Below are 13,033 nucleotides of genomic sequence, written 5' to 3' on the forward strand. Positions count from 1 at the left end.
CCACCAGGAGGAGTAGTCCATGAACCTGACACAGATGCCGCTGCGCGTCACCACCGGCGCCTTCATCCTCAACTCCGGGGTCGGCAAGCTGAAAGTCGACGAGGGCACGGCCGCGTTTCTGCACAACGGCGCGAAGACCGCCTACCCCGGCGTCTTCGACTCGATGGACCCGAAGACGTTCTCAAAGGTGTTGTCCTACAGCGAAATTGGAGTCGGCGCGCTGCTTCTTGCTCCGATGGTTTCCCCTGTAGTCGCCGGCGCGGCGCTGACCGGCTTCGGCGCGAGTCTGGTTCGGATGTACCTCAAGACCCCTGGTATGACCCAGTCCGACGGCGTCCGTCCGACCCAGGAAGGTACCGGCGTGGCGAAGGACGTCTGGCTCGTCGGTGCCGGCCTGACCTTGCTCACCCAAGGCCTGACCTCGGCGACCAAGGCGGGCGCCAAATCGGTCGGCCGCGGTGTTCGACAGGTCACCCCGTTCGTCGAGAGCTGACTCCCCCGAGCTCGACGTCCCGCAAGGCTCGACCTGACAGCGTCAACAACGACGTGCGTGCGGCCGGGGCGACAAGCGCGAACATCGTCCAGGCTGCGCCGAGCGCAACGGCTCGGCGCAGCGCGGACTGATCGTCCGGTGCAGCGCTGTTCCGGCACGCGCACACCGATGGCGAAGGTCGCGGGCAGTCCGGGCGCCGAAGATCAACCCGGCGAACTTGGACGCCGCGCAAGGACGCTGAAAACGCGCATCGCGCAGTCGTAGTCTTCGCACAGGAAGTGCATAGACACCGTCGGCAGTCTCTTCTTCATGAACACCGCAGCCACCAACTCACTGTCCACCTCAAAGCGCGTCGGGCGCGGTGTTCTTGCCGCGACCTGCGTCGCGCTCGTCGGGGCGTCGGTCGTGCCGGCCGCCCAGGCCGAGGCAGCCGGAGCGAAGGCGACCGATTACGCCGTCGTCTCGCCAGCATCGAAGGCATCGATCGTCTCCCCCACCGACCTACCACGCAGCGATGGCAGATCGATCTCCTACCGGGTCGGTAAGGACGGCACCCTGCGCGCCGTCTGACCCGCCACCAGCCCGGTCGGCGCCGTCTTCTCCTTCGGCTCCGACCGGTCACCGAGATCAGGCCCCTTCGCCCCAGCAGGCGACGACAGCGGGTGCCTTACCTTGTGGCGCAAGGTATGAACTGAAAGGCGTCCGCCGACACGGGCGCCGGTGCATGGGGATGGTGCGTCAGATCGCGAGTCTGCGTGCCGAAGCCATGCACCGGCGTCGTCGGGGGCTAGTTGCGGTAGTTCTCCACCACGTCGGCGGGGCGCTCCTGCGCCTCGTCGGGTTGCGGCTGGCCTCCCGCAGCGCGTCGCGCTGGCGGAGCAGGTCCCGGTCGAGCTCGACCTCGGCGGACCGGAGCTCCTCGCGGTCGGCCTGGGCCTGGGCCCCGAGGTCCGTGCCCAGTTGCTCGCGGAGCTCACGCTCGCGGGCGACGAGGGCGCTGATCCGGTCGTGGATGCTGTCGTCGGTCATGCCTCATCGTGGCACGGACGACCCGACGTCTCCTGCTCGAGCAGATCGAGGTCGCGGGTGGCGAAACGCAGGTGCTCCCACTCCTCCTAGAGGATCGTCCGGAAGCAGGAGAGCACGGTCTCGCGGTGCTCGGGCGCGTGCGGGTTGGGTCGTTCCTCGGCGAGCTCCTCGGTCGTGGTGGCGGCGATCGCCCGTCGGACCTGGGCCTGGCGGTCAGCCCGCACCTCCAGCACCTGCTCCCAGGTCGGTCCGTCACCCATGCCGTCAGTCGGGTCGCCGTCGGGCAGCCCCCACGGGTGGAAGGGGTCGTCGAGGCGCTGCATCCCCGTGCGCAGCCACATGTCGGTGGCGTGGGCCAGGTGGCGCAGCGTCTGGGCGAACGTCCACTCGCCATCGACGGACCGGTCGATCGTCCCGTCCGGCATGGCCTCCGCCCGCGCGACGGCCCGCGACCAGGCCTGCTCGACCGCGGACCAGGCCTCGCCGAGCCCTTCGGGGGTCGCCGCCGTCCGCAGAGCCCGCCCGGGGAACCGGCGGTCGAGCTCGGTGTCGACGAGCGGTGCCACGTCGACCCCGTTGACGACGAGGCGGCCGTCCTCCTCGAGCAGCCAGGGGGCGTCGATCTCGAGGCCGTCGACGTCCACCGCCCGCATGACGGCGCCGGACAGGTCCACGTCGCGGAACCTCGCACCCCGCAGGTTTCGGCGGACGAACTGCTCCGGGGCAGGGGACTCCTCCGGGACGAGCGGCACCGCACCGAGCTCCCGCGCCAGGAACTCGACCGCGCGCTCCCAGAACGCTTCGAGCGGTTCGCCGTGGAAGACGTGCCCGGAGCCGGGGGAGATTACCAGCTCGCAGCGGGCCCCCACCGCCTCGGCGGCCTCGGCCAGGGCGTGCGCCTGGGTGACCGGCGCGACAGTGTCGGCGTCGCCCATCATCGCCAACAGCGGCGGGGAGTCCGAGCGCAGGTAGGTGACCGGCGACAGCCGGCGCGCCAGCTCGGCCCGGGCGTCCGCCTCCACCTCGGGCCACAGCCACGCCGCGAGCTGACGCTCCCGGGCCAGGTCGGCGAGGCCGTACCACCACACGACGGCCCGCACGTCGGTCCGCTCCGGACCGCCCGAGGCGTAGGCGCCGTCGGCGACGACCCCGATCTCGCCCAGCACCCACGGGTCCGGCTCGGGAGAACTGCCTGCGAGGCCTGCCACCGCCGCCAGGTGCGCACCCGCCGAGTCTCCCCAGAGTCCCACGCGGTCACCGTCCACCCCCAACTCAGCGGCATATCGGCGCAGATAACGGACGGCCGCGACGACGTCGTGGACGGCGGCGGGCAGACGCGCCTCCTCGTTGAGCCGGTAGTCGCAGGTCGCCACGGCCATCCCGGCGTCGAGGATCGCCTGGAACATCCGCTGCTGACCCCACTGCAGCGGCACGTGGCGCCGGTCGCCCTCTGCCCAGCCGCCGCCGTGCACCCAGAGCACCACGGGCGGCGACGCGAGGCCCTCCGGCACGTGGACGTCCAGCTGCAGCGGTCGGTAGCCGGGGACGGACGCGTGGGTCAGGCCGGTCCACGACCTCGCGCCCCGCAGCGGGCCGTAGACCAGCGGCGGGAAGTGGGTGATTGGGGGCCAGGGGCCGTCCTCGACGGGCGGTCGCAGGTCGCTGAGGTCCACGTCAGTCCCCCTGGGGTGTCGAACCGAGCCGTTGCCGGAGACCGCTCGCCCGCACGACCCGACGGGCCACCGCCGGGCGCACGACCTCCTCGGACCCGACGACCCGCACCTCCTCCTCGGACCCGACGACCCGCACCTCCTCCTCGGCCCGGGTGACGCCAGTGTCGCACAACTCCCGCGTCAGCAGCGGGCTGTCTGTGGTGCGGACGCCCTGCGGCCCGGCGTGGTGCGCGCACAGCAGCCGGTGCTCGCCGAGCGCCTCCACAGCGGCGGCCGCGTCGCCCCGGCGGGCGGCGGTGAGCACCGCCCGCGCGTTCCCGGCCAGCAAGTCCCGGTCGTGGCGGAATCGGCTGCGGCTCTTGGGGTTCCAGCCCAGCGCCAGGGGCCTTCGGCGTGTCGACCAGCTGCGCAAGTTACGCCACTTTGCGGCGAGAGATCAACCGGCGCGCAGGCGATAGCCGGCGCCGCGGACGGTCTGCAGGTCGTCGCGTCCGAACGGCCGGTCGATCTTGCGGCGCACATGGCTGACGCCTTGGTCGACGACGTTGGATCGGCCGAGGTAGGCGACGTCCCACACCCCGTCGAGCAAGAACTCACGGGTGAGCAGTCGTCCCGGGTGCCGCATGAACACCTCAAGCAGAGCGAACTCCCTCGGGGAGAGGTCGAGTTCGTGAGTGTCGCGCCACGCACGTCGCTCGTGTGGTTCGAGCCGGAGAGTGCCTACCTCGATCGACGGACCGAGCTGCGGTGTGGTCCGGCGTGCGATCGCGCGGAGCCGGGCATCGAACTCGCGGGAGCTCACCGGGGAGCACATGATGTCGTCCGCGCCGGCGTCCAGTACGCGTACGACATCGGTGTCGTCGGCTGACGCCGCGAGCATCACCACGGGGGTGCGTTCGGCGCCGCTGCCGATCTCGGCGATCGTCGCCAGATCGTCGAGGGCCGGACGGTCACAGCAGATCACTACTGCGTCGATGTTGCCGATTTCGCTGCGCCACAAGGCGATCGACGGGTCGCTGATGGTCTCGACCCGGTAACCGCGTGCCTCGAGGGACGCGTGCAGGCGGGGCCCGACGGAGCCGGACAGGTCCAGGATGAGCAGTTCCATGGCCGCGACGGTAGAAAGATCCGCTGTCCGGTCACTGTGGGGTTCGTTGGCGCGCGGTGTCGGCGTCACCAGCTTGCCGTCACGGTTGCGACATCTGCCCAAGTGCACGCTCGTCGATGTCCCCAGAACCTACGAGAGCAAGGACACCCACCATGAAGCAAGCTTCGAAGCGAACCGCCACCTGGCGCCGCGCCGCGATCGGCGGCACCGTCGGCCTCGCACTGCTCGGCGTCGCCGCAGCGGCAGCGCCCGCCCAGGCGGCCACCGTGCCCGACGTGCTCGCGAAGATCCGCTACTGCGAGAGCGGCAACAACTACCAGGCCCAGAACCCCAGCAGCTCCGCGTCGGGCGCCTACCAGTTCCTCACCAGCACCTGGCAGTCGCTGTCGGCAAGCGCCGGCTACGCCACGGCGAAGTCGGCGCCCGCGTCGGTGCAGGACGCCGCGGCGATCGAGCTCTACAACGCGCAGGGCACCGCACCGTGGGCCGCGTCGCAGTCGTGCTGGGCGTCCCTCGGCGCGGTGCCGACCACGTCGACGGGCTCGACGGGCTCGACCGGCTCGACCGGCTCGACCGGCTCGACGGGGTCGGCCACCGGCACCTCGACGAGCGCGGGCACGGGCACGACGACGGCCGGCACCACGTCGACGGGTTCATCCACCCCGTCTACCACTCGCGACGCCGACCGGACGCACGGCGCACCGGCACGCAGCAGTTCACGCCCGGCTCCGCTCACCGCCAAGAAGGTGAACACCGCTGCGGCGCAGGGAAACCGGACCGATCACGACGGTGACGGCAAGCGCGACTGCGGCTCGAAGCCGGCCGGCAAATCGGCCTCCGCGGCGAGCGCGCGCAGCACTGCACACTCCTTCGCAGCGCGCTGACCCCCTTCCGCTGCGACCGAAAACGGCAGCTGGCCCCGGGCGATCACCCGGGGCCGGCTTGTCGTGTCTCGAGTTCGGTCAGCCGGCAGTGCCAGCCACGATCGCGTCGGTGTAGCCGTCGTAGATCGGCACGTAACCCTCGTCCTTGGTGAGGACGTACACTGCCTCGTCACCGTCGGCGAAGCCGAGGTTGCGCAACTCGACCTTGCGCGACTTGAAGGTCGAGGTGTGTTCGAGCTCGTTGACCAGTCGCACGAACAGAGGTCGCGCATAGGCCGGGAGCTGCGAGCGCACGTGCTCCGCGAGCGCTGCACCGTCGAAGGCCTCACTGTCGGGCAGCACGACCGCAGCCATACCGGCCTTGCCGTCGCACCCCGGCACCTCCACGCCGTAGACCGTCGACTCGACCACCTGAGCAGACCCGGCAAGCGCCGCCTCCACCTCGGTGGTGGCGACGTTCTCGCCCTTCCAGCGGAAGGTGTCGCCGAGCCGGTCGACGAACGCAACGTGCGTGAGCCCCTGATTGCGCACCAGGTCACCGGTGTCGAACCAGCAGTCTCCGTCCTTGAATCCCCCGCGCAGCAGCTTCTTCTCGGTGGCGGCGTCGTCGGTGTAGCCGTCGAACGGCGCGCGGTCGGTGACCTTGCTGAGCAGCAGCCCGACCTCGCCCGTCTTCACCGTCGTGAGGCGCCCGGCGTCGTCGCGGGTGGCCGCACCAGTCTCGGGGTCGTAGGCCACGACCTTGTAGGGCAGCGGGCAGGTGCCGGCGGTCTGCCCGATGTTGAACGCGTTGATGAAGGCGATGTTGCACTCGGACGCGCCGTAGAACTCCGCGATGCGCTCGATGCCGAAGCGCTGCTGGAAGGCGTCCCAGATGTCCGGACGTAGACCGTTGCCGACAACGACCCGGATCCCGTGGTCGCGGTCGTCCGACTTCTCCGGCTGGGCAAGCAGGTAACGGCACAGTTCGCCGATGTAGACGAAGGCGGTTGCGTCGTAGGAGCGACACTCGTCCCAGAACTTGGTGGCCGAGAACTTCGGCGACACCGCGAACGCTGCGCCGCCCGCGAGCACTGCGCCGAGCGCGACCGTCACTGCGTTGTTGTGGTACAGCGGAAGGGCGCAGTAGAGCGTGTCGGTCGGGCGCAGGCGCACCCCGAGCGCTCCCAGACCGGAGTACGACTTCAGCCAGCGGTAGTGCGTCATCACCGACGCCTTCGGCATGCCCGTGGTGCCCGAGGTGAAGATGAGCAGCGCCCGCTCCTTGGCCCTGACCTGCTCGGCCGACGCGGGGTTCTCGCTCGGGCGGCCCTCGGCCAGACCGGCCAGCTGCGAATAGAGGATCACGTTCTGTTCGTGAGCGATCTCGCCGGCACTCGCGAAGTCCTCGAGCAGGTCGTCAGCCATCACGATGAGTGCGGCGTCGAGCGTCCGCAGGCTGTGCGCGAGCACCTCGCTGCGCTGGTTGTAATTGATGAGGCCCGCAACGGCACCGAGCTTCACCACGGCGAGGATGACCAGGACGTTCTCGACGTCATTGGCCGAGTTCACACCCACGACGTCGCCGTGGCCGACGCCGCGCTCGGCGAACAGGTCTGCGTACTGGTTGATCAGCGCATTCGCCTCGCGATAGGTGAGCGTGCGGCCCTCCCCCTTGAGGAACGGACGGTCGGGGTGGCGTTCGACGGTGCGCTGAAACTGCTGGCCGATGGACGCAGTGTGCGTCGGCTTACGCAGCAGCAGACCGGGCGCCTCACGGGCCAGCATCGGCAGGTCGGGGGCGAAACCGAGTAGGCCCTTGCTGATGTCGGTCAAACCGACGCGACGGCGAGTGGCAGGACTCATGTGACTCTCCTCACGAACGACCGGGACAAGGTTAGCCAGGTTTGCTACCCACTGGTAACGAGCCGTCCCACGAAAACCGGTTGGCCCGCTCCGATCTCGTCCTTCAGACTGGATGCACCATGGAGAACTGATCGGATCATCGCCCCGCTCGCGGCCCTGCCCGGCGGCGCACCATGCCGACCCCTCCGAGGCCTCATGCCAGCCAATTCCTCCCCCACTCTCCTCCTGGACGATCTCGCCGTCACCTACGACGGACGGTGGATCCTCGACGGCATCTCCCTGGCCGCGTCCGCCGGCAACCGCGTCGGGCTGGTCGGCGAGAACGGCTCGGGCAAGTCGACGCTGCTGCGCCTCGCCGCTGGTGTCGAGCCGCCGACCCGCGGCGAGGTGCACGCACCGGCAGATCTGGGCTACGTCGCGCAGGACGGCGGACTCGCTCCGGAGCACACGATCGCCCGGGTGTTACACGACGCGCTCGCGCCGCTGCACGCCGCGGTGCGCGAACTCGAAGAGCTGGCAACCGGATTGGAGCAACCCGGCGCCGCCGATCGATACGACGAGGTGCTCGCGTGGGCCACCCGTCATGACGCCTGGACGGCGACCGCCCGGGCCGAGCGCGCCGCCGCACTCCTCGGTCTCGAGCAGTTGCCCCACGACCGGCCCGTCGGGACGCTCTCGGGTGGGCAGCGTGGACGGCTCGCCCTTGCCGCGCTGCTCGCACGCCGGCCCGACTGCGTGCTGCTCGACGAACCGACCAATCACCTCGACGACACGGCCCTCACCTTCCTCGAGGAGGAACTGCGCGCGATGAGCGGCGTCGTCGTCGCGGCGAGCCACGACCGCACCTTCCTGGACGGCGTGTGCACCTCGATCGTCGACTTCGACCGCACCCACTTCGGCACCGACGGCGAAGGCGGCCGCAGCTACACCGGCAACTACAGCGACTACCTCGCTGAGAAGGCCCGGTCGCGGGCGCGCTGGCAGGAGGCGTTCGAGGCGCAACAGGAGGAGCTGAACGAACTTCGCGCCACCGCCCGCACCACCAATCTCGATGTGGCCCACGACCGTCCGCCCAGGGACGGCGACAAGTTCATCTACGCGTTCAAGGGGTCGCGGGTGCAGGCCACGGTGTCGCGGCGCAGACGTAACGCAGAGCAGCGCATCGCCGCGATCGAGCGGGCGCGCATCAGCAAGCCACCGAAGACCCTGCGGTTCGGCGGCACGTTCTCGGCCGACGGCGCGGGGTGGGTGTCGGCGCGTGACGCCGCCGTGGCCGGCCGCTTCCGGATCGGGCGGCTCGACGTGTGCGCCGGTGAACACTGGCTGATCACCGGGGCCAACGGCTCGGGCAAGTCGAGCCTGCTCGCGGCGATCGCGGGCGAGCTCGCGCTGGGTCACGGCACGCTCGAGGTGTCGGCCCGGCGAATCGGATTTCTTCGTCAGGAGATCAGCTTCGCCGAACCGCACCTCACCCCGCTGCAGGCGTACGGCGACGACGAGTCGCAGCCCGGCCTGGACACCCTCGGGCTACTGCCGCCGCGCGACGCCCGCAGGCCGATCGGACAGCTCAGCCTCGGCCAGCAGCAGCGCCTCGCGCTGGCGATGCTGATTGCGGGGCGCCCCGACCTGGTGCTGCTCGACGAGCCGACCAACCACCTCTCGCTCGGGCTGGTCGAAGAACTGGAGGCGGCACTGCTCGACGCCCCGGCGACGGTGCTCGTGGCCAGCCACGATCGGTGGTTGCGGTCGCGGTGGAGCGGGCCGACGGTGCTACTGGGGTCGTGAGTTGGTGCGGCAGCGGGAGCTCGAGCCCCCGCTCACCTGACCACCTCCCGCACCGACGTCAGATCAGCGCGCGCCCCGGGCCACTCAACGCACCTTCACGCGGTGCCCGCCGCGTGGCCACCATCAGCAACTCGAGCGCGGGGCCGCGCAACTCCGGTCCCTGCCCGATCGCCAGATCGGCATCGTCGGCCACGAAGCGCACCCTCTTGGCGAGCGACTTCGTGCCGTCGAACGCATGAGGCGTGCGCAGTTGGTAGCCGATGGCCGGCACGATCGCGGCGACCGGATACTCGCGGACGATGCCAAGCGGGCGCCGGATGTCCTCACCGTGGGCGATCTCCTCGACCAACCGGCTCGCCAGCGGTGCGGGCGGGGTGTCGGTGCGCTCGGCCACCGCACGCATTCGCTCGAGAGTCGCCTGCGGCGTAGCCCCCTTGGCGGCGCGCAGGCCGGTGTCGTTCTGCCGGTGGAAGTTGCCCCGGGCCTTCACCATCGCCTTGACCAGTCGCCAGGTGGTCGCCGTGGCGTTGTCGACGAGGTGTGCGGCGACGTCGTGCACCGTCCACCCCTCGGCCAGCGAGGGCGCCTGCCACTGCGCGTCGGTGAGGCTCGAGAGGTCGTCGACGAGGGCGTGCCGTTCGGCGTGGACGAGGTTCCAGATGTCGCTCATGACGCCAGCCTCACATGTCGCCCTGACGGTGGCTGCCGGCACGGTCTCGCCGTCCGCCTCGCGGAGCTGGTTGCGACCTACCATCGGACCCATGAAGCCGATGCCGAGCGGAACCGCGATCGCCTGGCGGGTGCCCATCGCCCCCGACCTCGCCGACCTCGCCGCGCAGGGACGGCTGCAGTTCACCGAGGTGGTGGCCGAGAACGTCGATCCCGACCGTCCGCCGGCTGCCTTGATGACCCTTGCCGAGCACGTCACGGTGATCCCGCACGGGGTCAGCCTGGGCCTTGCCGACGCCTCCACCCCTGATCCCGCTCGGCTGCAACGACTTTCGTCGCTCGCGATGCTCTTCGACGCGCCACTGGTGAGCGAGCACCTCGCGTTCGTGCGGGCCGCCGGGACGCCCGATTCGTTGCACGGCGATGTGCTCGAGGCAGGCCACCTGATGCCGCCACCGCGCACCCGCCGGATGCTCGACATCGTGGTCGAGAACATCGAGATCGCGCAGGCGCAGCTGCTGGTGCCACTCGCCATCGAGAACATCGCCGCCCTGCTCAGCTGGCCCGAGGACGAGTTCGACGAGCCGGATTTCCTCGGCGAGATCGTGCGCCGCACCGGCGTCCGGGTGGTGCTCGACGTGGCCAATCTGCACGCGAGCGCGGTCTCGCGCGGCACGGATGCCCACGCGGACCTACTTCGCTTCCCGCTCGACGCCGTCGCCTACGTGCACGTCGCCGGCGGCACCGAACGCGACGGTCTCTACATCGACACCCATGCCCACCCCGTGCCCGACGCGGTGTCGGAGCTGTTGAGTGCCTTGGTTGCACATCGGATTTCGTGCGGCGCCCCGGTGCCGGGCATCATGCTCGAACGGGACGCCGACGTGCGGGCCGAAGCGGTGCTGCACGACCTCGACCGGATCGACCGCGCCGTCGCCCGGGGAGCCGCCCGTGTCGGCTCGTGACGAACTGGCCGCGCGCCAGAGCGGGGTCGTCGGCGAACTGCTGCGCGGTCGCACGCCCGAGGGTTTCGACGAACTGCGCTCCCGCCACACCGGTCGCATCCTCGCGATGAAGCGGGTCGACGGCATGACCCACGTGCGACCCGAGATCGCATTGCTCCCCCGCTGGCGAGACCGCGCGATCGCCTTCGTGCTGGCGACACCGGCGGGCTCGTGCGCCCACTGGGACGCCGAGATGTTCGTGGAATGGGTACGCGACCGCCCGGCCGCGGACGACGGGGACTGGGTGGTGCTCGACGACCTCCGCGCCGGGCGGCGACGTATAGCAACGGTCGAGATGGCTACGCGTCGGCACCTGGTGTGGAGTCGGCGCGGACGCCTCCACGCCCTGCCTGCCCTGCCGAACTGAGCCTCGGGGGCCTGCGCTGCGGCGGCAAGGCCGTTTCGCATATCTGAGAGTCGAGCGGGAGGCCGGGACCGATCAATACCGCTGCCCCCGTCGTGACGCAATCGTGAGCCACCGCATCGACGGACGGTCACGTCGCGTCCACGGGTCGCCGCGGCGCCCTCCCGCTTTCGGTGCACAATGGTGATACCACATTGATACCATCATCCGCATGGCGATGACACTGCGACTGTCCGAAGCAGACGAGCGCGTCCTGGCGATGCTGGCAGAGGCCGACGGCATCAGCCGCCAGGAAGCGACGATCCGTGCGATCCACGAGGTCGCCGCTCGACGGGGCCATGAGCGGCGTGTCACCGACGCTTCCGCTCGCGCCCGGGCCCGTTACGCCGACGTCCTCGACCGCCTCGGGAAGTGACCGAGTTCCTGACGCTCGAGGATCTGCTCGGTCTCGTCGACGATCTCGGCGTCGGGCCGTTGCGGGACGTAGGTCTGCTCGAAGCGGCGGCGCACCGACCGACGACGGTGCTGTGGGGGCGCGAGGCGTATCCGACGCTGGAGGAGAAGGCGGCTGCGCTGCTGGAGTCCCTGGTCGGCAACCACCCACTGGTCGACGGCAACAAGCGACTCGGCTGGCTCGCCACCGTCGTCTTCCTCGATCTCAACGGCGCCTGGATCGAGGCTCCCGACGACGATGCGTACGACCTCGTCATCGCCACCGCGGCCGGGCGGATCGAGCTGCCCGACATCGCCGCAGCGCTCACCCGCTGGCACTGACCGCGTCGCCGTCGCCCACCGAGCGCCGCCGGTCAGCGACGGATCACACAGATGTGGAGCTGCTCCCGCTGCGCGCGCCGTCCGCAGGATCGTCGAAGGCCGCCTCCACCCGCGCCGAGCGACGACGCAACAACCAGAACCCGAGGAGGCAGAGGAGGAAGCCGGCGAAAAAGCCACCGGTGAGTGCCGGCATGCCGTCGGCCTCCGACCCGCCCTTGGCCCAGACGATCGCGGCCAGCACGGTCACCACGAGGCACAGGCCGGCCACGACTGCCACCATCGCCGCCGCGACCCGCAGCGCGAAGATCCGGAACATGCTTGGCTTCTCACTCACGGCGCCCAAGGGTACGCGTAGGTTCGGACCATGGCAGCCTTACCGGGACGGCACAGCAGCTCCCCCAAGGTCGAGATCGAGGTCGGCGAGCGCATCGTGTCGGTCTCGAACCCCGACCGGGTCTACTTCCCTGCTCGGGGCGAGACGAAGCTCGATCTCGTCAACTACTACTTGTCGGTCGGTGACGGCATCGTGCGGGCGCTGCGCGACCGTCCGTGCATGCTGCACCGCTTCCCCACCGGCGTCTCCGGGGAGAAGGTGCACCAGAAACGGCTGCCGCACGGCGCGCCCGAGTGGATGGACACCGTGCGCGTCTTCTTCCCGCGCTACAAACGCACCGCCGACGAACTCTGCGTCACCGAACTCGCCCAGGTCATCTGGGCCGTACAGATGTCGACCGTCGAGTTCCACCCCTGGAACTCCCGTCGTCCCCAGATCGAGAAGCCGGACGAGTGGCGCATCGATCTCGACCCGATGCCGGACTGCCCATTCGACCGAGTACGCAATATCGCGGACGTGTGCTGGGAACTGTTGGACGAGTTGGGTATTCGCGGTTTCCCGAAGACCAGTGGTGGCGCCGGTCTGCACATCTACGTCCGCATCGAGCAGGAGTGGGGCTTCTCGGACGTGCGACGGGCTGCCCTGGCGTTCGCCCGTGAAGTCGAGCGTCGCGCCCCGAAGGACGTCAGCACGACCTGGTGGCGCAAGGATCGCGACCCGGCCGCGTTGTTCGTCGACTACAACCAGAACGCCCGCGATCACACGATCGCATCCGCGTACTCGGTGCGCGGCAACACCGATGCGACCGTCTCCACGCCGTTCGACTGGGACGAGCTGGCCGACATCGACCCGCGCGACTTCACGATCGCGACGGTCCCGGCCCGATATGCGAACAAGGGCGATCTGACCGCCGAGATCGACGACGTCGCGTTCCGACTCGACCAGTTGCTCGACTGGGCCGCTCGCGATGAGAAGGCCGGCGAACAAGCGCCACCGGAACCATCGGAGTGAGCAGGCCAGATGCGAACCTACTGATGCGCGCCGAACCTACTGGCTGCAACCAGTAGGTTC

General features: G+C 69.9%; 16 protein-coding genes. 9 read left to right on the forward strand and 7 right to left on the reverse strand.

Translation table 11 applies throughout. The annotated features are described in order from the left end of the window. Positions 1 to 19 precede the first annotated feature (19 nt). The gene (locus FB459_RS00540) at positions 20 to 493 is read left to right on the forward strand and encodes a hypothetical protein (RefSeq protein ID WP_141927073.1); all 474 of its coding nucleotides are present in this window, start codon (positions 20 to 22) and stop codon (positions 491 to 493) included. 309 nt (positions 494 to 802) lie between these two features. Next, on the forward strand, positions 803 to 1,063 hold the full coding sequence (locus FB459_RS00545; protein WP_141927074.1) for a hypothetical protein: 261 nt from the start codon (positions 803 to 805) through the stop codon (positions 1,061 to 1,063). Between the two features lie 168 nt (positions 1,064 to 1,231). Here the strand turns inward: FB459_RS00545 and FB459_RS00550 are convergent, their stop codons facing one another. From FB459_RS00550 to FB459_RS00565, 4 genes are all read right to left on the reverse strand, one after another. Next, positions 1,232 to 1,522, reverse strand: coding sequence for a DUF2630 family protein (locus tag FB459_RS00550; RefSeq protein WP_211345105.1), 291 nt, complete (start codon positions 1,520 to 1,522; stop codon positions 1,232 to 1,234). Positions 1,523 to 1,608: 86 nt separating this feature from the next. After that, positions 1,609 to 3,195, reverse strand: a complete 1,587-nt coding sequence (locus FB459_RS00555) for an alpha/beta hydrolase fold domain-containing protein (protein ID WP_141927075.1) — start codon at positions 3,193 to 3,195, stop codon at positions 1,609 to 1,611. 1 nt (position 3,196) lies between these two features. Then, positions 3,197 to 3,607: a hypothetical protein gene (locus FB459_RS17640; RefSeq protein ID WP_246092250.1), complete on the reverse strand. Its 411-nt coding sequence runs from the start codon at positions 3,605 to 3,607 to the stop codon at positions 3,197 to 3,199. Between the two features lie 24 nt (positions 3,608 to 3,631). Further along, complete coding sequence (locus FB459_RS00565; protein WP_141927076.1) at positions 3,632 to 4,303, reverse strand: response regulator transcription factor; 672 nt, start codon at positions 4,301 to 4,303, stop codon at positions 3,632 to 3,634. 152 nt (positions 4,304 to 4,455) lie between these two features. On the opposite strand from FB459_RS00565, the gene FB459_RS17985 reads away from it, so the two are divergent. Beyond that, positions 4,456 to 5,187 carry a transglycosylase family protein gene (locus tag FB459_RS17985; RefSeq protein ID WP_281279504.1) on the forward strand — a complete coding sequence of 244 codons (732 nt, stop codon included), beginning with the start codon at positions 4,456 to 4,458 and terminating at the stop codon, positions 5,185 to 5,187. A 78-nt stretch (positions 5,188 to 5,265) separates the two neighbouring features. Here the strand turns inward: FB459_RS17985 and FB459_RS00575 are convergent, their stop codons facing one another. Next, positions 5,266 to 7,032, reverse strand: a complete 1,767-nt coding sequence (locus FB459_RS00575) for a long-chain-acyl-CoA synthetase (protein ID WP_141927078.1) — start codon at positions 7,030 to 7,032, stop codon at positions 5,266 to 5,268. 195 nt (positions 7,033 to 7,227) lie between these two features. On the opposite strand from FB459_RS00575, the gene FB459_RS00580 reads away from it, so the two are divergent. Next, on the forward strand, positions 7,228 to 8,817 hold the full coding sequence (locus tag FB459_RS00580; protein ID WP_141927079.1) for an ABC-F family ATP-binding cassette domain-containing protein: 1,590 nt from the start codon (positions 7,228 to 7,230) through the stop codon (positions 8,815 to 8,817). Between the two features lie 58 nt (positions 8,818 to 8,875). On the opposite strand, the gene FB459_RS00585 is transcribed toward FB459_RS00580, so the two are convergent. Beyond that, entirely contained in the window at positions 8,876 to 9,487 is a 612-nt protein-coding gene (locus FB459_RS00585) for a maleylpyruvate isomerase family mycothiol-dependent enzyme (protein ID WP_141927080.1), read from the reverse strand. Between the two features lie 91 nt (positions 9,488 to 9,578). Here FB459_RS00585 and FB459_RS00590 point away from each other — a divergent pair, with 91 nt between their 5' ends. From FB459_RS00590 to FB459_RS00605, 4 genes are all read left to right on the forward strand, one after another. Next, complete coding sequence (locus FB459_RS00590; protein ID WP_141927081.1) at positions 9,579 to 10,451, forward strand: MbnB/TglH/ChrH family RiPP precursor modification enzyme; 873 nt, start codon at positions 9,579 to 9,581, stop codon at positions 10,449 to 10,451. Beyond that, positions 10,438 to 10,857 (forward strand): SCO6045 C-terminal-like domain-containing protein, encoded by a 420-nt coding sequence (locus tag FB459_RS00595; protein ID WP_141927082.1) that lies wholly within the window; start codon positions 10,438 to 10,440, stop codon positions 10,855 to 10,857. Before FB459_RS00590 ends, FB459_RS00595 begins: the two co-directional genes overlap by 14 nt. A 208-nt stretch (positions 10,858 to 11,065) precedes the next feature. Continuing rightward, entirely contained in the window at positions 11,066 to 11,269 is a 204-nt protein-coding gene (locus FB459_RS00600) for a CopG family transcriptional regulator (RefSeq protein ID WP_129625447.1), read from the forward strand. Further along, a complete protein-coding gene (locus tag FB459_RS00605; protein ID WP_129625446.1) occupies positions 11,266 to 11,628 on the forward strand; it encodes a type II toxin-antitoxin system death-on-curing family toxin in 363 nt (120 codons plus the stop codon). The genes FB459_RS00600 and FB459_RS00605 overlap by 4 nt, the downstream gene beginning before the upstream one ends. Positions 11,629 to 11,671: 43 nt before the next feature. Here FB459_RS00605 and FB459_RS00610 read toward each other — a convergent pair whose 3' ends face one another. Beyond that, positions 11,672 to 11,962 (reverse strand): hypothetical protein, encoded by a 291-nt coding sequence (locus FB459_RS00610; RefSeq protein ID WP_129625445.1) that lies wholly within the window; start codon positions 11,960 to 11,962, stop codon positions 11,672 to 11,674. A 30-nt stretch (positions 11,963 to 11,992) separates the two neighbouring features. Here FB459_RS00610 and ligD point away from each other — a divergent pair, with 30 nt between their 5' ends. Beyond that, the gene (ligD, locus tag FB459_RS00615; RefSeq protein WP_141927083.1) at positions 11,993 to 12,973 is read left to right on the forward strand and encodes a non-homologous end-joining DNA ligase; all 981 of its coding nucleotides are present in this window, start codon (positions 11,993 to 11,995) and stop codon (positions 12,971 to 12,973) included. Positions 12,974 to 13,033: the final 60 nt, after the last annotated feature.

It is taken from the genome of Yimella lutea (assembly GCF_006715095.1).
Taxonomy (GTDB): domain Bacteria; phylum Actinomycetota; class Actinomycetes; order Actinomycetales; family Dermatophilaceae; genus Yimella; species Yimella lutea.

What these genes read in the sequence shown, in the direction of transcription:
- FB459_RS00540 (WP_141927073.1), top strand. Translation starts at nt 20, where the DNA reads ATGAACCTGACACAGATGCCGCTGCGCGTCACCACCGGCGCCTTCATC.
- FB459_RS00545 (WP_141927074.1), top strand. Translation starts at nt 803, where the DNA reads ATGAACACCGCAGCCACCAACTCACTGTCCACCTCAAAGCGCGTCGGG.
- FB459_RS00550 (WP_211345105.1), bottom strand. Translation starts at nt 1,522, where the DNA reads ATGACCGACGACAGCATCCACGACCGGATCAGCGCCCTCGTCGCCCGC.
- FB459_RS00565 (WP_141927076.1), bottom strand. Translation starts at nt 4,303, where the DNA reads ATGGAACTGCTCATCCTGGACCTGTCCGGCTCCGTCGGGCCCCGCCTG.
- FB459_RS17985 (WP_281279504.1), top strand. Translation starts at nt 4,456, where the DNA reads ATGAAGCAAGCTTCGAAGCGAACCGCCACCTGGCGCCGCGCCGCGATC.
- FB459_RS00575 (WP_141927078.1), bottom strand. Translation starts at nt 7,032, where the DNA reads ATGAGTCCTGCCACTCGCCGTCGCGTCGGTTTGACCGACATCAGCAAG.
- FB459_RS00580 (WP_141927079.1), top strand. Translation starts at nt 7,228, where the DNA reads ATGCCAGCCAATTCCTCCCCCACTCTCCTCCTGGACGATCTCGCCGTC.
- FB459_RS00585 (WP_141927080.1), bottom strand. Translation starts at nt 9,487, where the DNA reads ATGAGCGACATCTGGAACCTCGTCCACGCCGAACGGCACGCCCTCGTC.
- FB459_RS00590 (WP_141927081.1), top strand. Translation starts at nt 9,579, where the DNA reads ATGAAGCCGATGCCGAGCGGAACCGCGATCGCCTGGCGGGTGCCCATC.
- FB459_RS00600 (WP_129625447.1), top strand. Translation starts at nt 11,066, where the DNA reads ATGGCGATGACACTGCGACTGTCCGAAGCAGACGAGCGCGTCCTGGCG.
- ligD (WP_141927083.1), top strand. Translation starts at nt 11,993, where the DNA reads ATGGCAGCCTTACCGGGACGGCACAGCAGCTCCCCCAAGGTCGAGATC.